This is a genomic window from Thauera propionica (genome assembly GCF_002245655.1).
GTDB lineage: Bacteria > Pseudomonadota > Gammaproteobacteria > Burkholderiales > Rhodocyclaceae > Thauera > Thauera propionica.
Genome location: NZ_NOIH01000011.1, coordinates 1 through 17,219, shown reverse-complemented (window position 1 = coordinate 17,219; position 17,219 = coordinate 1). Strand labels below are relative to the sequence as shown.

Sequence of the window (17,219 nt, the reverse complement as noted above, 5' to 3'; positions counted from 1 at the left end):
TTGTGCCGATCATCAACTGGCTCCAATGTGCCGGTCGGTGACACCTACAAAATCATGCCCCGCGATACGCTGCAAACCACCGCGCAGCGCATGAGCGTGAAGCCGGTGAGCAAGCTGGCTTTGCACTGGCAGGCGGTGGACGGCCTGGCTGAGCGCATCCGCCGCCATCTTCGGCCGCTGTATGTCGCGCTCGACCTCGCTGGCACTGATCCGGGCAGTCCGTGGCTCGTGGCGCTGGCCTGGGCCAAGGACGTGTGCGCCAAACAGCAGCGCCTATCGCAACGGCCGCTCGCCGAATGTCCAGCGGCCACGCTGCCGAAACGATTGCGACCGTACCTGCTGACCTTCGATGCCGATGGCAAGCCGACGGGCCTGCATGCCGACCGCTACGAGTTCTGGCTGTACCGCCAGGTCAGGAAGCGCTTCCAGTCGGGTGAACTCTACCTCGACGACAGCTTGCAGCACCGGCACTTTTCCGACGAGCTGGTTTCGCTGGATGAGAAGGCCGACGTGCTGGCGCAGATCGACATCCCGTTCCTGCGGCAGCCACTCGATGCACAGCTCGATGCGCTCGCGACCGAGCTGCGCTCTCAGTGGCTGGCCTTCAACCGCGAGCTGAAGCAGGGCAAGCTGACGCACCTGGAATACGACAAGGACACGCAGAAGCTAACATGGCGCAAGCCCAAGGGCGAGAACCAGAAGGCGCGCGAGAAGGCGTTCTACGAGCAACTGCCGTTCTGCGACGTGGCCGACGTGTTCCGCTTCGTCAACGGCCAGTGCCAGTTCCTGTCGGCGCTGACGCCTTTGCAGCCGCGCTATGCGAAGAAGGTCGCCGACGCCGACAGCCTGATGGCGGTCATCATCGCGCAGGCGATGAACCACGGCAACCAGGTCATGGCACGCACCAGCGACATCCCGTACCACGTGCTGGAGAGCGCCTACCAACAGTACCTGCGCCACGCAACGCTTCACGCGGCCAACGACTGCATCAGCAACGCCATCGCCGCGCTGCCGATCTTCCCGTACTACTCGTTCGACCTCGATGCACTGTACGGTGCCGTCGATGGTCAGAAATTCGGCGTCGAGCGGCCGACCGTGAAAGCGCGCCACTCGCGCAAATACTTTGGGCGCGGCAAGGGCGTGGTCGCCTACACGCTGCTGTGCAACCACGTGCCGCTCAACGGCTACCTGATCGGCGCGCACGATTACGAGGCCCATCACGTGTTCGACATCTGGTATCGCAACACGTCGGACATCGTGCCGACCGCGATCACCGGCGACATGCACAGCGTCAACAAGGCCAACTTCGCTATCCTGCACTGGTTCGGCCTGCGTTTCGAGCCGCGCTTCACCGACCTTGGCGATCAGTTGAAGGAACTCTACAGTGCCGACGATCCGGCGCTGTACGATCAGTGCCTGATCCGGCCGGCCGGGAGAATCGACCGCGATCTCATAGTCAGCGAGAAGCCGAACCTCGACCAGATCGTCGCCACGCTCGGACTGAAGGAGATGACGCAGGGCACGCTGATCCGCAAGCTATGCACCTACACCGCGCCGAACCCGACGCGGCGCGCGGTGTTCGAGTTCGACAAGCTCATCCGCAGCATCTACACGCTGCGCTACCTGCGCGATCCGCAACTGGAGCGCAACGTGCACCGCTCACAGAACCGCATCGAGTCCTATCACCAGCTACGCTCGACCATCGCCCAGGTCGGCGGCAAGAAGGAATTGACCGGGCGCACCGACATCGAAATTGAGATCAGCAACCAGTGCGCCAGGCTGATCGCCAACGCGGTCATCTTCTACAACTCGGCCATCCTCTCGCGGCTGCTGATGAAGTACGAGGCGAGCGGCAACGCCAAGGCGCACGCTCTCCTGACCCAGATATCGCCGGCGGCCTGGCGGCACATCCTGCTGAACGGGCATTACACCTTCCAGAGCGACGGCAAGATGATCGACCTGGATGCGCTCGTGGCGGGCCTGGAGCTGGGATGACGGAAATTTCGGCGGTTCCGGCTTAGAACCCCTGATACGCAGGTTATGGATGTCGTCCTTGCGCAAGAAGGTTCCGTCCGTCTCGATGCCTTCCGGATTCACGCGAAAACTGCGAGGCGCTCCGGGATTGCCACCCCGGTGGTCCTTCAGCAAGACCAGCCATGCCACGAAAGCGACAATCAAGCCCGGGACCCACAGGTAAGCCATGCCGCTTCCAACGACCCCTGCCCCCAGGATGATCGAGAGAACAGCAGGAAACCACAGGATGGGGGGCGCAGCGGGTGAAACCGTTAACTGCAGCCATGTCCCCTCTTCGCGTCTGACATACTCGGCCGCGTTTGTCGAGGAGGCGCGGAAACGCCTGTATGCAAAGAACAGCAAGATCGCGGCAAACGCGTACTTGACGGCGGCTTCTCCGAGAGATCGAGGACTGGCCAGCAGCAGAAACCAGAGACCTGCAACGCCATAGAGGACTGCAACGACTCGATGCATGGTTATCCATTCCTTCGCGCGCGAGCAAATTCAGAATGAGAACGCCGAAGGCGAAGGCTACTCGAAGAAGGCCATCAAGTCAGCCTGCAGCGGCGAAGCTCAGCAACGGCAAGGGTCTCACCTATTGGTCGCCGCAACGATTCTGGCCACGTTCGGGGAGATCGCCCGAACCCACGCGGCAGCCAGGATCGAACACGGCCTCGTCACGAATGCTTTCAGGCTCCTACTCCGGGCCCGGAGTTCAAGCCTCCAACTCGTCTGGGACGACGCACTTTCCTATCTCCCCGCGAGCGAATCCGTACTTCACGAACCGAGTCAGCTTTGGGAGCTTCTTGCAGTCAGAGCTTGGGGGCCATTCCTTGACTCTGCAGCTTCTGAACAGCTTCCGCCTTCAACTGCTCCACCCACTGAATCGATTTACGGTTCGCAGTAACCATGCCACCCTGATCGACCAGCCAAGCCTCGAAACTGCGGACAGGCTCACTCCCCCACTCGTAGCGAAGGACGGTACCGCACTTTGAAGCGTCCCGCGACGCGCCAAGGGCATCGCGAAAGACATCCTGCCGAGCATACTGCTCAAGTACCTTGACCGCATTCGGCGGAACCAAGGTTCCCATGGCGTTCGATGATGGGCCCCTCTGGCCGTTGCGCTCCTTCGACACGATGCACTGCGCCCTGCCCTCCTCATCCCAATGCACAACAACACCACCTCCCGCTCGGGGCACCGAGCGGACGTTGAACTGACCGTGCTTGGCCGTCAGCGCGGAAAGCATCTGTTCGCTGCTTGGGGGCTGAGCCGGACTGCCTCGACGCATGACGGCAAATACACGTGGCTCGGATGGCGGCGAAGCGAACCACACACCGATACCCGCATCCGCCGTCCGAAAGCTGATTTGATCCAGGAACTCCGGAGTCTGCAGGTCATTGATCCCGTCGAAATACGGAAAGTAGGCGACCGACCTACTGGTCATTTCCGCGCTGGAATCGAAGGCCTGAACGGCCTTGACCACCTCAGCCTCGGTCATGCCGATACGCACGCCTGCAATGTCCATCTTGGCCAAGGGTGTGACAGTCTGCGCCAACACTGGTGCAGCCCATGCGAGCGCAAACGCACATAAGATGGAGCGACCGAACAGAACGCTTTTCATGCGTAGCTCCTATTGGAAAGTCGTCCTGAGAATTGTGATACGTTATGAATAGGAACTCGTCTCCCAAATAGGGTAGGAATCAGGCAATTTCCCATGTTCCGTGAATCCCGCCTTTCAGCGCTCGTTGCGCATCTCTACGATGCCGCGATGGACCCTGCCCTTTGGCCGGGGACCGCATCGCAACTCGCGCAGGCCTTGGGTTCGACCAGCACCGTGCTCAAGCTGCATGGAGACGGTGGCCAGGTAAGCCTGCTGGAGTGCACCAGCAACCTCGTGGTGTCCGAACGCGACCAGGCATGGGCTGATGATTGGCACAGACGTGATCTTTGGGTGGAACGCTCTGTGGCCTACGGTATGTCGCGCATCATCACTGACGAGGAATTGGTGACACCCGAAGAGCAGGCGCACAGTGGTTTCTATCAAGAGTGGCTGTGTCATCTGGGTATCCACCACATGCTGGGAGCCGTCTTTCCAACAGCGCCCGGTGTAGTCGGCGTCCTGGGGATTCATCGGCCGCGAGATGCCGGAACCTACTCAGACCTAGAGCGCCGGCAGGCGGCCTTGGTGTTGCCGCACCTTCAACGTGCGCTTCGGCTCGGTCAGCGATTTGCGGCTCTATCCCATCAGCATTCAGTGGCCTTGCAGGCACTCGACCGGCTCGATAGCGGAGTCCTCGTGGTGGATGCTGACGGCCACATCCTTCAGGCAAGCCCACTTGCCGACACCTTGCTGCGTCAAAACCCGAAGCACCTTGCTGTGATCGGCGGACGGCTTTCATTTCACCATCCAGCCCTGCAGGGCAAGCTGACAGCCCTGATCCGCGCTGCGTTGGAAACCGCGCGCGGCGGCTTAGGCACGCCTGGGTCTGCCCTACTCATCCCCCGACCTCAGCAGCTGCCGTTGGCGCTGGAAGTTGTTCCCTTGCGACCTGCAAGCGTCGCCTTTGGTGAGCAGCGCCCAGCAGTGCTGATTTTCGTCCGAGACCCTGAAGCGCCACTCGAAGTGGCCAGACTGCGTGAGCTGTTTGGGTTCACGCGCACGGAAGCGGCCGTCGCTGGCGCTCTGGGACGAGGACAGTCACTGGAAGTCATCGCGATGCAGATGGGCATAGGCCTTGGAACGGTGCGCACGCATCTCAAGCGCATCCTCTCGAAAACAGGCACGCATCGGCAGGCGCAAGCCGTGGTGTTGCTCGCTCGATGCATTACGACGGCCGCCCCTCAGTGATCCCCTGTCCTTGATCTCAGGACTTGGAGTCTGGCGTGCTGATGCAAAAGCCAGCAATACATCGCCGGCATCGAACGTAGTCGGAGGAATTTAAGGGAAAAACGTGCGGGTTAGGGCTTCTGCGCCCATCATAACCCTATGCTCTGAGGGTAAGCGCCGTTCGAACCTAGCTCTATCAGGACCATCGATCTTCGTGGGTCACCAGGCGGCGCCGGACCAAGCGCGCGTCTCTCGACCCAACCCCGAAGAGACGTTCATGTTCTCGGTACCCAACGGCTGTTTTCTGAGAAGAGCAGTTGCACCAACGACAACCGAATGAGTGCTCATCGGCCGAAGCGGTCGCTGAGGACGCGGGGCGTGGATGGCCGCTCAGTGATTCATTCCGGGCGCTGGGCCTTCATACCCAATTTGGCGCCATGCGTCGGGCAAGTGCAACTAGCTTCCTCTTGTAGTCGGGATCCATTTCATATTTCAGAATGGCAGTAATCTGAATCAGAAATTCAGGCGGCCTCCACGAGCTTTGTATGTTTTGAAATGATTCGCTGGGCATCGGCAAACGAATCGACGCCAGCACAATCGCGCGTGATCAATTCAAGCCAAATCTGCCCCCTGGTTGGAGAATTCGTCCAGTAGTGACCCTCTAGCCGCGAATCACCAGAGGTTAGACGGAGGTCTCCGTGTCCAATGGTGATCTTGTCTTCACCAAAGTGAAGACGCTGCATTTCAAAGACGTACCTAAGTTGGGCTCGCGCACTTCTTGGCTCCACGGCCAATGCCTCGAGCGTTGAATGCGCGGGCTGCGTTGCGGTATACGACTGTATTGTTAGGAAGAAGTAGGTTTGCTTGATCACAAACGCTATAGGGATAGGGTCCATCAGCTTGAAGTCGTCGCCAGACTTGAAGTCGGTAATCAACTCGCCGCACCATAAGCCGTGGACCATGCGGCGCCCCAACAACCAAGCAAGCCATGGCCGAGTCCAGTTCAACCTGGAGAACGGGAGTAGTAGAAGCGGGGGGACCCCGATCGCGGTGAGGGCAGTCTGTGAGAGTACCTTCATCGGGGCAACCTGCAACTCGCCCCATCGAAAAATCAATATCCCAGCTGTCACAAATAATGCAACGCCTGCGCAGACGCGGATCAGGCGCAGTAAATCATCATAGGTTAGGCTGACGGGTAGCATTTGAGAGACTTCTGCAAAGTAAGTTCTCCGGATTCATAGATGGACACCACTTGTTCCTGCGTCAGAAGGCCAACGGTTACAATTCCACTGACTCGGGACGCAAGAAGCGCAGTCATATGGCGAGCCCCGCTCGCACGCGGCAATTGAGCACGGTCGTCAGGTAGCGGCGGAGCGACAAACTGGCTAAGGTGGGTAAGGCTCAGTGAGCCTGCGTGCACAAAATGAAAACCGTCGTGCCATGGCGATGATGTCCTAGCAGTTCGAAGCAACAAGTCGCATACAGAGTCGAGGCCAGAAACCGGCAAGTCGATATTCTCGTCTCCGGAGACGTCCAGCGGGAGGAACGGAAGCTCCGCGAGCGAATCGTAGAAAACGATACCAAGGCCCGAGAAATCATCCGACAACTGCGTCGCGGCCAGCGTAAGCAGCCGAAGAACTGAGTGCACTCGATGCACTTCTAGCAGCGCGTGCGTCGCCCCGGCCATGGCAGTTCTCCCGTCAGTTCAGCCAGGCCTCCATCGTCTTCGACACGTGCGCCGAAGCGGGTCACCTCAATCTCCGGCAAATCGTCGCTGTCGAACCATAGCAAGGAGATGGTGGTATCGGTGCGCTGGTAATGTCTTGAAAGTTCCCAGAGGTCAAGGCCCTTTTCCCAGTCGTCAAACCAGACGTCCTGTGAAACTTCCCCCGTCTCTGTGGAGCTATTCCCGGAAGAGCGGATTCGGTGAGCCACGGAGCCTGGTGGAATTACCGACCTGGGAGGTATCCAGGCCCCTGCTTGCCGCAAGGACGTGGAGCGTGCGGCATACCGCACCGCACCGCGCTCCATGGTGACGAATGCGCACGCCATATCGCTAAGGCTGGCGAACCTTGACGCCGCTGCAGGGAATGACGTGCCGAACAAGTCGGCCATGTGTTGGATGAGCTCCAGGGAGGGCTCTTCTTTGGGAACAGCGGAGAGCCATTGCTGATAGGGCATCAGCAGTTCAGCGGCAAACGTGTCGCAGGCGATCTCGTTCGGATGTCGTTTTGCAAAGGACCATGACGGCACCTCGTCGTGACTTGATTCCAAGCCAAGCACGATATGAGCTATTTCGTGGCAGACAGTGAAGCGCTGGCGCTCCTCGGTTTCCAGCGTATTCACGGTGATGATGTGCTTCCCGTTCGGCTTGGTAACGGTATAGCCAGACTCCCCCTCGCCAAGCTCATCCTTCTTGACCTTGGCGTTAGCCGCGGTCACATACGGGGACAGGTCTTCTCGGATGCTCGAAACATCGACTCTCGCGACAAACGCGCGCGCTCTCTGCCTGACATCAGCCTCGTCCATGCTCAGTCGTCCTCGTCGTCGTCGAAGGCCTTCTTGATTCGGGCGACGAGCGTCGCGGGATCAGGTCTTGCATTTCCCCGATGCCTGACTCCAGCCGCAGCCGAAAAAACATCGATGCTGATCGAGGGATCTTGTAGCACGAATTCAACAAGGCTTGGATCAGCGTCTGCGTGGTCAACCAGCCACATCACGAGTGCGGCATCTCTTTCTCCCGGCTTGAGAACCTTCAACAGCTTCTCAACCAAGTCTTGGGATGGGTTTGTCTTCTCGCCTGTTTCGAGGCGGTGGACATAAGCATGATCAACTGACGATAGCTGGCCGATCTCACGCAGGGAAAGGGTTCTGCGTTCGCGTAGCGTCTTGAGGGCGACGCCTAGGCCTGTTTGCGGCATGAGTTCTGATCCTTGCGGTTGCGGGAAGAAGGGCCAAGCCCTCTGTTGCCCCTCCACATCCGGTTGATGTTCAAAGGCGCACGCCGCACGCATGTTGCACCGGCGCACGTGCTCTGATACATTGTTGTCCAGCCAGACAACAGATGCAGGTTTTACGCCTGCTCCAGGTTGGATTGGCTTGGCCTTCCTGTTGTCTGCGTGAGCAACGAATTGTGCTACAGCGGGCGGCCGTTGACAACCCAGCCGAGCGGCTGGGACTTCGATAGTTCCACTGTAGGAGAGCCATCATGGCAGGCAAGAATCAGCATGTTGTTCCTCATCAGGACGGTTGGGCCGTCAAGGGAGCCGGCAATCAGCGGGCGACCTCCGTGCACGACACCCAGCAACAGGCCATTGACGCAGCGAGGGATATCGCACGCAACCAGCAGTCCGAACTCGTCATCCATCGTCCGGATGGCCGTATCCGTGACAAGGACAGCCACGGCAACGATCCCTTCCCGCCGAAGGGCTGAAGTGCCATGACGGGCATCCCTACCTACCATGTGCTCGCCCTGTCAGGGGGCGGTTATCGCGGCCTGTACACCGCCACGGTTCTCGCCGAGCTCGAAACCGCGCTGGGCCGTCCGATCGCTTCGCACTTTGATCTGATTTGCGGCACATCGGCAGGAGGGATGCTGGCTTTGGGGCTGGCTGCGGAAATTCCGGCCCACGAACTCAAGGCACTCTTTGAAGAACAGGGCAGCCGCATCTTTGGTTGCCGCAGCCTTCCACGGCAGCTTCTTGGATTCTGGTTGACCGCAAAGCATGACTCAGCGGGATTGAAAGAAGTGCTGACCGAGCGCTTCCAGGGGACCACGATAGGCGACCTGAAGCATCGTGTTCTTGTGCCGGCAGTCAACTACTCGACGGGGCGTGGGCAGTTCTTCAAGACACCGCACCATCCGTCCTTTGAGCTGGATCACCGCATGAAGGTCGTTGATGTGGCGTTGGCGACAGCCGCCGCGCCCGTCTACTTTCCTCTGGCGCGCAACGACCGCGGTGTCTTCGCGGATGGGGGGCTGGTGGGCAACGCCCCTGGACTGTTCGGATTGCATGAAGTCAAGACGTTCCTAGCGCCGAGACAGGATGCGCTGGTTCGGGTCCTCGCCATCGGCACGATGACCATCGGCGCGACGGTTCGCGGCGGCGCCAGCCTCGACCGCGGATTCGGCAAGTGGCGCGGGGGGCTCTTCGACCTCGTGATCTCCGCCCAGGAGTCGTCGGTGGACTACATGCTGCGGCAGGCGTTGGGCAACAACTACTTCCAGATCGACGACAAGGCGACGCCAGATCAAAGCAAGGACGTGAAGGCGCTGGACCGGGTTTCCATTGGCGCCACGAATACGCTCAAGGATCGCGGAAACCACGCGGCGCAGCGTGCGCTCGGCGATCCTCTTTTCCAACCGTTTCGAGCGCACCAGGCCGGCGCTCCCATCTTCTATCACGGCCCCAACAAGAATGTTCCGGAGGCCGCATGCTGAACTTGAGCCCGCTCTTCTTCACCACCCTTGATGACGAATCCTGCATGCACGACGCGCTGGATCTGACGCCTGCGCAGCGCGCCTTGATCGCCGGCGCACGCACTGACGTCAGGAACTGCCTGCGTACAGGCATCCCCCGCGTACTTAGGGCAAGTGGATACACGGAAGACATGCCGCAGCCACGCTTTTTTACGCAAGGGTCGTGGGCATACAAGACGCTGAACTCCCCGGCACAACGCCCTCAGCAGGCGGATGTCGATGATGGCTGCTATCTGCCAATGAGCTTCGTCTCGCAAACGAGGCGTCCCAGCACTGCGGCGACGGTGTTCTTTGCCGCTGCAGAAGAAGCCTTGAAGCCGCTGGTCGAGGAAAAGCGCTGGAAGCTTGTCACCGACAAGCCGACGTGCATCCGCATCGTCATTGCTGCGTATGCCCACATTGACATCCCCCTCTACGCGATCCCCGACCAGGAGTTTGTCAATCTGGCGGAGGCCTCGGTGAGGCGCTATGGGTATGACTCTCTGATGGACGCTGTAATCAAAGCGGAGCAGGACGCTTGGACGGCATTGCCTCGAGACAAGGTGCTCCTCGCCCACCGGGAATGCAACTGGATGCCCTCCGACCCCAGGCCCGTGAAGGAATGGTTCCTGGGCGAGGTGGAAGCTAAGGGCGAGCAGTTCCGCCGCGTCGTTCGTTACCTGAAAGCCTTCCGCGATTGGAGATGGTCCAGCGGCGGACCCGCTTCGATCCTGTTGATGGCCGCTGCGGCCCCACTGTTTGAGAAGCGTGATCGGCGTGACGATCTCGCGTTGCTGGACGTCGTCGCGGCACTGCCGGCCCGGTTGCGTGCGGGGGTGAACAACCCCGTGGATGAGTCCGAATCGCTCACGGAGCGACTTGGCCAAGCGGGTGTCGAAGAAGCGGCCAAGGCATTCGAAGAGTTTGAGAAGGTGCTTCGCGGAGCAACCGGCGCCGGCAATCCTTCACAGGCCTGTATCTGGATGCGCGGCGAATTTGGCTCGCGCTTTCCGAATGAGCCGGATCGCGTCAAGGTGGTGTCTGTTGCCGCTACCATTGCCGCGGCTCCCGCCACGGCTGGTCCTAGCGAACTTATTGGACGAACGAAAGCTGGATGAGTAGCGCCGCAGCGGTCGCAGACGTGATCGAGGCCTTCAAGCAGCGAGGCTTCGGGTTTGTTGGCAAGACGGATGACGGCTGGTTCAGGCTGCACGGGCGGTTGACCCCGCTCCAAGCGGACAAGGGGTATCCGTGCGAGGTCCAGCTCGATCCCGCCTTCTTCGACTTGCCTCGTATCCGTCTGCTGGAAATTCCTCCAGAGCTGCCCACAGCGGTTCCTCATCTTGGCGCAGATGGCGGGCTTTGCTATCTCGCCAAGGGCACCGTCGTTCTGGACATCTACGATCCTGTCGGACAGTCGCTGGCGTGCCTGCAACGCGCGGCCGTCGTGTTCGGGCAGATCATGCAGGGGGAGATGGTCGAAGACCTCGCGGAGGAGTTCTTCGCCTATTGGCACGGCTGGCACTGTTTCGTGGACATGCAACGCGAGGATCTAGGGCGACAGAAATGCCTTGTCGCGCAGGCCAATGATTACCCTTTGTGGTTCATCACCGACAACGAAGATCGAACAAATGAGAAGCTGAAGTCGCTGGGCTACCAAGTCACCGATAGAACCGTGCTGACTTACCGGGTAAAGACTGGTGCTCAACCTCGCCCTTTGATCAGCCATTGGCCTCCTGAAACAGTTGGGGATATCTTGGCGTGGCAAAGCACTCTTGACCCCCGATGCCGGCGCAAGATTCACGAGCGTATCAAGGAGGGGGATAGGAAGAAGGCCAACGGGGTTCTGATCCTCATCGAGTCTCCGTTGATGACCTATGGCTTTGCGGTTCGCTACGACCGTCAAAGTCCTGGTCAAAAGAGCAAAACCGCAGATCGCAGGGATTCGAGCTATGGGCTGAAAGTGGTGCCCCTCTCTGTGGTCAGAATTGACGATCGGTATCTCGCCCAGCGGAACATTCCTAAGTCGAAAACGCTTGCAGGTAAGAATCTGGCACTCGTGGGATGTGGCACGATCGGCGGTTATCTGTCCGACATGCTGATCAAGGCTGGGGCGGGGACCTGCGGCGGAAAACTCACGTTGGTGGATTTCGATTGCCTTCTCCCGCAAAACATCGGGCGCCATCGCCTGGGATTCCCAGACTTGCTGTCGAACAAAGCCGAGGCTATGGCGAAGGAACTCAGGCGCTTGGCGCCAGGCGCCGAGATTCGCGCGCTGCCCGTGGATGTCAGGCAGGCCCAATTGGGAGAGCTGGACCTGCTCATAGATGCCACCGGGGAAGAATCCCTCGGGCATTGGCTGTGCGGCCACTATCCGCCTCCGACTCCCATGCTTTCGGTCTGGATCGAGGGGCCGGGAACGGCTGTCCGTGCGCTCCTGAGGACGAACGCATCTGGTGCATGCTACCGATGCCTGTGGCACAGCAACAGAAGAGGCGAGCTCCGTTCTACCATTGATCCTCTTCCTGCCATTTTGGCGGGGCATGGATGCGAGGGCTTGTACGTGCCATTCCCCGCTTCGGTGTCGGTGCACGCTGCCAGCCTGGGCGCTGAAATGACCCTTGATTGGGTCAACGGCGTCTATTCCCCCGCGTTGCGAACCAGGTTGATCGACCGCGCCCAGCAGCTTGCGACACCCGATTGCGATCCTCCGCGGGATCGGGAGTGTCCCTTATGCAATTTATGAGTTCTTGGGCCGCCGCCGACAACAGAACGCTGCTGCATTTCGCGAGGTCCACGCTGGAGACCTTCTGCCGGCACGTCCAGGTCGGTGATTCTGACTGCGAAGCAGGGGGGCTGCTGCTCGGCTCGGTCCATGGGACTCACATGCTCATTGAGCAGGCAACGGTCCCTACGGCATGGGACAAACGGTCTCGCTACCTGTTTGAGAGATTGCCATTCGGCCATGAAGCCATTGCGCGGGCTCGATGGACGGCGAGCCAGGGAACCATCCGCTATTTGGGCGAATGGCACACCCATCCGGAGGACAACCCTAACCCGTCTGGCTTCGATCGATCGGAGTGGAGCCGTCTGTCGGCCACACGTCGGGATAGGAGGCCTGCCCTCGCTGTCATCGTCGGGCGAAAATCGCTGTACGTCGAACTGGTACCGAGCTTAGGCCGAGGCTTGGTGTTCTCCCCCATCGAATAAGGGACGAACAACTCGTCTTGAAGCTGGCCAACCGCCGCGAGATCCTTCAAAAACCGACTTTCGATCGTAAGCGTCCGGTCCCGCTTTCAGTTATCCACAGATTCGACACCGAGCGCAAACCCGATCTGGATGTCGGTCAGGCGTGACATGCCACGCCAGACGACCGTGTTGCCGGGAGGCGGGTCGGACGCGCGAGCGAGGTAGCCGCCCAGCCTCGCCAACCGGATCACGTATGACGACAAAGGCGGTCCGCGTCCGTGCTTGTTGCATGATGCTCTCCGATCTCCCAGCCGATCCAGCAACTGGATTTCTATCGCCGTAAAGGCGAGGCTGGGCGCAGCGCCGGGCGCGACGCGGCTGATCAGCGTCATCCAGAAGATTCGCCCGCTCAAGATGCAGAACACGGCGATCAGATTGGTCAGGCGTGGCGCCGTGCGCAGCCTCGCCGCCTCGGCCCTGCAGCCAGACTTGAGGATCTTGTGAAAAGTCTCGATCCGCCAGCGCAACGCGTACCAGTCAAGTTTCTCGACCGCCTCCGCGCAGGAGGTTACGGGCAGGTCCGTGAGCAGCTTCCACTCGATCCGCTCGCGCCCGACGGGCGTGCCGTGCTCGGTGGCGTGCAACACCGTCAGCATCAGCGCGGGGTAGCGTCGTTGCTTGCCGATGGGTGGCAGCACCCGCAGCCGGCGGCATTTCACCTCCAGAACCGCCTCGCAGGTCTTGCCCTGTTGGTCAGGGACCTCCACCCGATGCAGCCCCAGGCAGGGGGCGCCGGCCATTTCGCTCTCGATCGTACGGGCACCGTCGATCGCCAGCCGATCGACGCAGATGCGCACCAGAAAATGCGTACCCGTCGCCTGAGCAAGGCAGAAAAGCTCGTAGATGTCGCTTTCCCGGTCGCCGACATGGATGCATCGCGCCGGTTCGGCCAGCAACGCCGTCGACTGCCGGACGTTCTCCAGCCAACGCACGCTTTCTTTCTCTTCGATCGGAACCCGTGTCGGGTTGATCGAACGCTTGAGCGCATTCGTCCCCTTGAAGCGGCTGCGCGTCCAGAACTTGATCGCACCCAGGCCCAGCGGCAACCCCTCGGGCGTCACGACCAGGCTCGAATGCATCAGGATGCCACACACCGTGTGAAGGCGGGGGCGCCCCCCGTAGCTGCGTGTATGCGATTTGCACAATACGCCAATCGGCTCGATGTCCTGACGGCGATACGAAAGCTCGGTCGTATCGTGGACAACCAGCACGGGCCCGCGGGTGGCCGCGACGCGTTCGCGCGTGGCGCTGAAATGCCCCGCCAGGATCTCCCCTTCGCTGACCCGCTCATTGCCAAGGAAACGGTAGGCCGCCTTGGTGTTGGCCCAGTCCTGACACGCCACGGGAAGGCTCCTGCCAGGCCCGTCGGACAACTGCACAAGGAGCGTGCGCAACCGCTGCCCCAGCCGCCGGTCCTTGAACTCACAGCCGGCCAACTCGTGGTCGATCCACGCATGCGTTTCGTCCTGAGCCCGTCGCCCGGGGGCATGCTTATCCACCGTTCGCATGATCGCGACTCCTGTCCCCCGTGCGTTGCTCGAATGAGCAACGCCTCTCAGATTGGACAGGCGCGCACGACCGGTCTACCGCGGGCGGCCCAGGTCACTTGTGGGTAATTGAAAGGCTGGCCGGACGCTTACTTTCGATCCAGTTCGGTAGTCAAAGACTGAACGGCAGGTAGGCGGCGGATTGCCACCACATCAGCACATTGACGGCCGGATTGGCCGATGAGTTCGCGTAAGCTGTCCGGCCGGTTTCAGATGGGAGCCGCCGCTTGAACGGCAGTCATGACGGATGGGCGACCGCCATCATGGCCGGGTGCGGTAGCCTAAACCGCCGAGTGGGTCGGTTCGGGGTCTATGCCCGGGCCCTCTTAATGAATCGCTAACAGGCGCGACTAGCGCCGGCGCAGGATGCTTCTGAGCTTCGCATAAGCAGGACGCGGCGGGTTGCGCTGAGGGTACGACAAGTTGCGAATGTTCACGGGGACCCTTCTGACGGAATAGACGCGCCCGTTGAGCCTGACGATGCAGTCCATGAAGTGCCGGCCGACGTAGGCCGTGTGCTCGTTGGCAGTCAGCATCCTGAGTCCCGCGCGCCGGTGGCCGAGGTCGCCTACCCGGTCGGCCTCTTCGCCCTCATTGCGGACGGTCCATTCTACGGTCGCGTATTCGGGCACCACGTGGGGGTTGGTAATGCGAAAGGTCAGTTCGCAGTCCTTGGCGACGGAGGGGACCTCGTTCCGATAGGTAGCGAGGACGGCCTTGGGGTTTCCTCCGTGGACCTGCACCTCGATCTCCGGAAGCACCATCACGGCCCGGTTCGATCTTTCGTCCACGATCTCCACCTGGTCGGTCTCGGGCAACGGCATGAGGAACGAGAAGGCCTCCGACCAGACGAGGGCGGCAGAGGCTTCGTCCTCGGTCTCTTCCGCGCGCTCCGCGACGTCCAGCAGGCCTTGGAGCCGGGGGAGGAAGCCTTCCCACCCGGCGTCAGAAATCCGGTTGAGGTCCTCGGTCCTGTCCACCGGATTGGGCACCGCCTTCTTATCGAAGAGGCGGTTATGGACCTTCTTGATGACGGCGATCAGGGCGTCGTCGTCATCTATGCCCAACACGGTTTCCCACAGGTTCTGGTACGCCTCGGTCGCCAGTACGGTAAGGAGGATGGACGAAGGCCTCGACTCCGGGGCTTCGTCGAACGAAACAGAGGCCCACGCTTTTAGGTACCGCACCAACCGCCTCAATTGCTCGCGGTTCTCCCCGCTCGCCGCGTTCCTGAACCACTTGTAAAGCTTCTTGGGATCGCTGTCCTCCCAGGCGTCCGAGAGGCAGGCCAAGCGGCGCCGGTCGTTTTCCGGATCCAGGTGATAGACCGGGGTGTCGATATGAAATTGGCGGGCGTATACGACTCTGGAGCACCGCTCTTTGGGCGGCGCGACGACTTCTTTCACGTCGCCGTTGCCCCGCCCGTAAAGCACGAGCTCCTCTTGTACCCATTCCCGGAGCTGGGCGGGCGACGGAGTTGCGACCTCCTCGTCGGTCCAATGGAAGTAGACGCCGACGTCCACGTCGTACTCTTCGCCACGGTGCACCGGCCTTATTAAGGTGCCGTACTTGTACGAGCCTTGCAGCCAGGTGGAAACCGGATAGCCGTGCCTGTCCGGCAGGCGTTGCTTCAGGTGGTCCGCCAGGGCGTTCCACTGCTCTTGCAGGAATTGCCGCTGTTCGGAGGTCGGGGTAACCCGCTTTATGAGCGTTTGGTCCCGGTTTCCGGCGAACAGTTGTGCAGCATGCCCCATCAGTCTTCCCTGTAGATCTTCAGTTGCGGGCAGTGCCCGAGAAACGGCTTCAGCTTGGTGCCCAGCACGTCGGTCACCGCTTTCTCCGCCAGGCCTTTCAGCGTCCTGCAGGCGGTCGAGTCCGCCACGTCGAGGCCGAGGTCTTTAGCCTGCTCCTGCGACGGCTCGTGGTCGATGCGCACGTATCGGTCTTTGAGCCGATGCGCCACCAGCTGGTCGACGAACTGCTGCTGGGAGGAAATGGTCACGTTGAACAGGCGCTCGCCTTCCATCCAGTCGGCGATGCCGAACTCCCGGCCCTTGCCGAAGGAAACGGAATAGCTCTTCGTCGTCGTGCCGATACTGAGCACCCAGACCGCATCGATGGGCACGCCGAAGTAATACTCCGCCTCGTGGATGGCTATGAGGTCGGGGGCGTTGGCGAACAGGCCCCCGTCTGCGTAAAGGTTGCCGCCGACCTCCGCCAACTCGAAAAAGGTCGGAGCTGCCGCCGTCGCCAGCGCAATATCGACGGCCTTGTACCGCCAGTCCCGGGACCATTCTTCCTTGTGCCTTGTCTTGAATACTTGGGGAACGCCCTGAGTCACGTTGACGGCGGGAATGGCCACGGGATGGATGGCGTCCTTAAGCAGCGCGTCTTTGCCGAGCAGCTTGGCGACCGCCTCCCTCAAGGGTGCGGCCGAGTACCTCGGCTTCCTGCTGTGACGCCACAGGTCATTCAGCTTCCCGAGCCTCGATGATGGCGTTTCATGCTCAGGGAATATTCCCGGGCCGTAGCTTTCGAAGACTTCGACGACCGATTTCATAGGGACCTCGAAGGCGACGGCCAACGCTACAATCCCTCCTATCGAAGTTCCGCAGGTAAGGTCGAAATGCCGTCCGATAGGGTCGCCGACGTGCTCCTCGATCGCCTGTAACGCCCTGGCGGTGAACAATCCGCGGAACCCACCGCCGGTGAGCGCCAACGCCTGAAACGGTGCGTCCTTATTCCATTCCATCGGTCCCTCGAGACTCCGTGCTGTTGGAACCGTATTCTATGTCCAATGTATATGTTCTCCTACTTGTCGGCCTTACATCCGGGAAAAGCTTTGCGGACATTACGCACAAGATCTAACGAAGGTCGGCTCAGGGTCGGGAGGGTGAGTTCGCTGAATGGAAAAGCTGCCGTCCAGCGTGATTTCTCTCTGAAGGGCCGCTTACCGACGCATTGCTGACCGATTCAGCAAGCCAGCCCAATGACCTGATTGGCCGAGGTTCTTCCGTAGGTCGTCCGGCAGGTTTCGGATTGGACCGGTCATCTGAATGACGGCTCCATGCGAAAGTCCAAGGCTCTATGCCGTTTCCAGTGGAAATTGACTTCTCAACAAAC

General features: G+C 60.5%; 14 protein-coding genes. 7 read left to right on the top strand and 7 right to left on the bottom strand.

Translation table 11 applies throughout. The annotated features are described in order from the left end of the window. On the top strand, positions 1-1,995 hold a 1,995-nt coding region (locus CGK74_RS10685; RefSeq protein WP_133091831.1), incomplete at its 5' end, for a Tn3 family transposase. An 830-nt stretch (positions 1,996-2,825) separates the two neighbouring features. Here the strand turns inward: CGK74_RS10685 and CGK74_RS10680 are convergent. Next, complete coding sequence (locus tag CGK74_RS10680; protein ID WP_094268477.1) at positions 2,826-3,635, bottom strand: hypothetical protein; 810 nt, start codon at positions 3,633-3,635, stop codon at positions 2,826-2,828. A 93-nt stretch (positions 3,636-3,728) separates the two neighbouring features. Here CGK74_RS10680 and CGK74_RS10675 point away from each other — a divergent pair, with 93 nt between their 5' ends. Next, positions 3,729-4,862: a helix-turn-helix transcriptional regulator gene (locus CGK74_RS10675; RefSeq protein WP_094268476.1), complete on the top strand. Its 1,134-nt coding sequence runs from the start codon at positions 3,729-3,731 to the stop codon at positions 4,860-4,862. Positions 4,863-5,362: 500 nt separating this feature from the next. On the opposite strand, the gene CGK74_RS10670 is transcribed toward CGK74_RS10675, so the two are convergent. The 3 genes from CGK74_RS10670 to CGK74_RS10660 form a co-directional block, all read right to left on the bottom strand. After that, the gene (locus CGK74_RS10670; protein ID WP_094268475.1) at positions 5,363-6,043 is read right to left on the bottom strand and encodes a hypothetical protein; all 681 of its coding nucleotides are present in this window, start codon (positions 6,041-6,043) and stop codon (positions 5,363-5,365) included. Between the two features lie 457 nt (positions 6,044-6,500). Further along, positions 6,501-7,370 (bottom strand): ImmA/IrrE family metallo-endopeptidase, encoded by an 870-nt coding sequence (locus CGK74_RS10665; RefSeq protein WP_094268474.1) that lies wholly within the window; start codon positions 7,368-7,370, stop codon positions 6,501-6,503. 2 nt (positions 7,371-7,372) lie between these two features. After that, the gene (locus CGK74_RS10660; protein ID WP_094268473.1) at positions 7,373-7,762 is read right to left on the bottom strand and encodes a helix-turn-helix domain-containing protein; all 390 of its coding nucleotides are present in this window, start codon (positions 7,760-7,762) and stop codon (positions 7,373-7,375) included. Between the two features lie 287 nt (positions 7,763-8,049). On the opposite strand from CGK74_RS10660, the gene CGK74_RS10655 reads away from it, so the two are divergent. The 5 genes from CGK74_RS10655 to CGK74_RS10635 are packed head-to-tail and all read left to right on the top strand — an operon-like array spanning position 8,050 to position 12,510. Continuing rightward, positions 8,050-8,274 (top strand): DUF2188 domain-containing protein, encoded by a 225-nt coding sequence (locus tag CGK74_RS10655; RefSeq protein ID WP_094268472.1) that lies wholly within the window; start codon positions 8,050-8,052, stop codon positions 8,272-8,274. A gap of 6 nt (positions 8,275-8,280) precedes the next feature. Further along, a complete protein-coding gene (locus tag CGK74_RS10650) occupies positions 8,281-9,282 on the top strand; it encodes a CBASS cGAMP-activated phospholipase (RefSeq protein ID WP_094268471.1) in 1,002 nt (333 codons plus the stop codon). Beyond that, positions 9,276-10,418 carry a CBASS cGAMP synthase gene (locus CGK74_RS10645; RefSeq protein ID WP_094268470.1) on the top strand — a complete coding sequence of 381 codons (1,143 nt, stop codon included), beginning with the start codon at positions 9,276-9,278 and terminating at the stop codon, positions 10,416-10,418. Before CGK74_RS10650 ends, CGK74_RS10645 begins: the two co-directional genes overlap by 7 nt. Further along, positions 10,415-12,046 carry a ThiF family adenylyltransferase gene (locus tag CGK74_RS10640; RefSeq protein WP_094268469.1) on the top strand — a complete coding sequence of 544 codons (1,632 nt, stop codon included), beginning with the start codon at positions 10,415-10,417 and terminating at the stop codon, positions 12,044-12,046. Before CGK74_RS10645 ends, CGK74_RS10640 begins: the two co-directional genes overlap by 4 nt. Then, positions 12,034-12,510: a Mov34/MPN/PAD-1 family protein gene (locus CGK74_RS10635; RefSeq protein ID WP_094268468.1), complete on the top strand. Its 477-nt coding sequence runs from the start codon at positions 12,034-12,036 to the stop codon at positions 12,508-12,510. Before CGK74_RS10640 ends, CGK74_RS10635 begins: the two co-directional genes overlap by 13 nt. A gap of 86 nt (positions 12,511-12,596) precedes the next feature. Here CGK74_RS10635 and CGK74_RS10630 read toward each other — a convergent pair whose 3' ends face one another. From CGK74_RS10630 to CGK74_RS10620, 3 genes are all read right to left on the bottom strand, one after another. After that, on the bottom strand, positions 12,597-14,057 hold the full coding sequence (locus tag CGK74_RS10630; RefSeq protein WP_094268467.1) for an IS4 family transposase: 1,461 nt from the start codon (positions 14,055-14,057) through the stop codon (positions 12,597-12,599). 389 nt (positions 14,058-14,446) lie between these two features. Next, the gene (locus CGK74_RS10625) at positions 14,447-15,850 is read right to left on the bottom strand and encodes a CBASS cGAMP synthase (RefSeq protein ID WP_094268466.1); all 1,404 of its coding nucleotides are present in this window, start codon (positions 15,848-15,850) and stop codon (positions 14,447-14,449) included. Next, positions 15,850-16,848, bottom strand: coding sequence for a CBASS cGAMP-activated phospholipase (locus tag CGK74_RS10620; protein ID WP_094268465.1), 999 nt, complete (start codon positions 16,846-16,848; stop codon positions 15,850-15,852). The genes CGK74_RS10625 and CGK74_RS10620 overlap by 1 nt, the downstream gene beginning before the upstream one ends. Between the last annotated feature and the right edge of the window lie 371 nt (positions 16,849-17,219).

Bases quoted from the DNA above. Each gene is read 5' to 3' on its own strand.
- CGK74_RS10680 (WP_094268477.1), bottom strand. From the start codon at position 3,635: ATGAAAAGCGTTCTGTTCGGTCGCTCCATCTTATGTGCGTTTGCGCTC.
- CGK74_RS10675 (WP_094268476.1), top strand. From the start codon at position 3,729: ATGTTCCGTGAATCCCGCCTTTCAGCGCTCGTTGCGCATCTCTACGAT.
- CGK74_RS10670 (WP_094268475.1), bottom strand. From the start codon at position 6,043: ATGCTACCCGTCAGCCTAACCTATGATGATTTACTGCGCCTGATCCGC.
- CGK74_RS10665 (WP_094268474.1), bottom strand. From the start codon at position 7,370: ATGGACGAGGCTGATGTCAGGCAGAGAGCGCGCGCGTTTGTCGCGAGA.
- CGK74_RS10660 (WP_094268473.1), bottom strand. From the start codon at position 7,762: ATGCCGCAAACAGGCCTAGGCGTCGCCCTCAAGACGCTACGCGAACGC.
- CGK74_RS10655 (WP_094268472.1), top strand. From the start codon at position 8,050: ATGGCAGGCAAGAATCAGCATGTTGTTCCTCATCAGGACGGTTGGGCC.
- CGK74_RS10650 (WP_094268471.1), top strand. From the start codon at position 8,281: ATGACGGGCATCCCTACCTACCATGTGCTCGCCCTGTCAGGGGGCGGT.
- CGK74_RS10645 (WP_094268470.1), top strand. From the start codon at position 9,276: ATGCTGAACTTGAGCCCGCTCTTCTTCACCACCCTTGATGACGAATCC.
- CGK74_RS10640 (WP_094268469.1), top strand. From the start codon at position 10,415: ATGAGTAGCGCCGCAGCGGTCGCAGACGTGATCGAGGCCTTCAAGCAG.
- CGK74_RS10635 (WP_094268468.1), top strand. From the start codon at position 12,034: ATGCAATTTATGAGTTCTTGGGCCGCCGCCGACAACAGAACGCTGCTG.
- CGK74_RS10630 (WP_094268467.1), bottom strand. From the start codon at position 14,057: ATGCGAACGGTGGATAAGCATGCCCCCGGGCGACGGGCTCAGGACGAA.
- CGK74_RS10625 (WP_094268466.1), bottom strand. From the start codon at position 15,850: ATGGGGCATGCTGCACAACTGTTCGCCGGAAACCGGGACCAAACGCTC.
- CGK74_RS10620 (WP_094268465.1), bottom strand. From the start codon at position 16,848: ATGGAATGGAATAAGGACGCACCGTTTCAGGCGTTGGCGCTCACCGGC.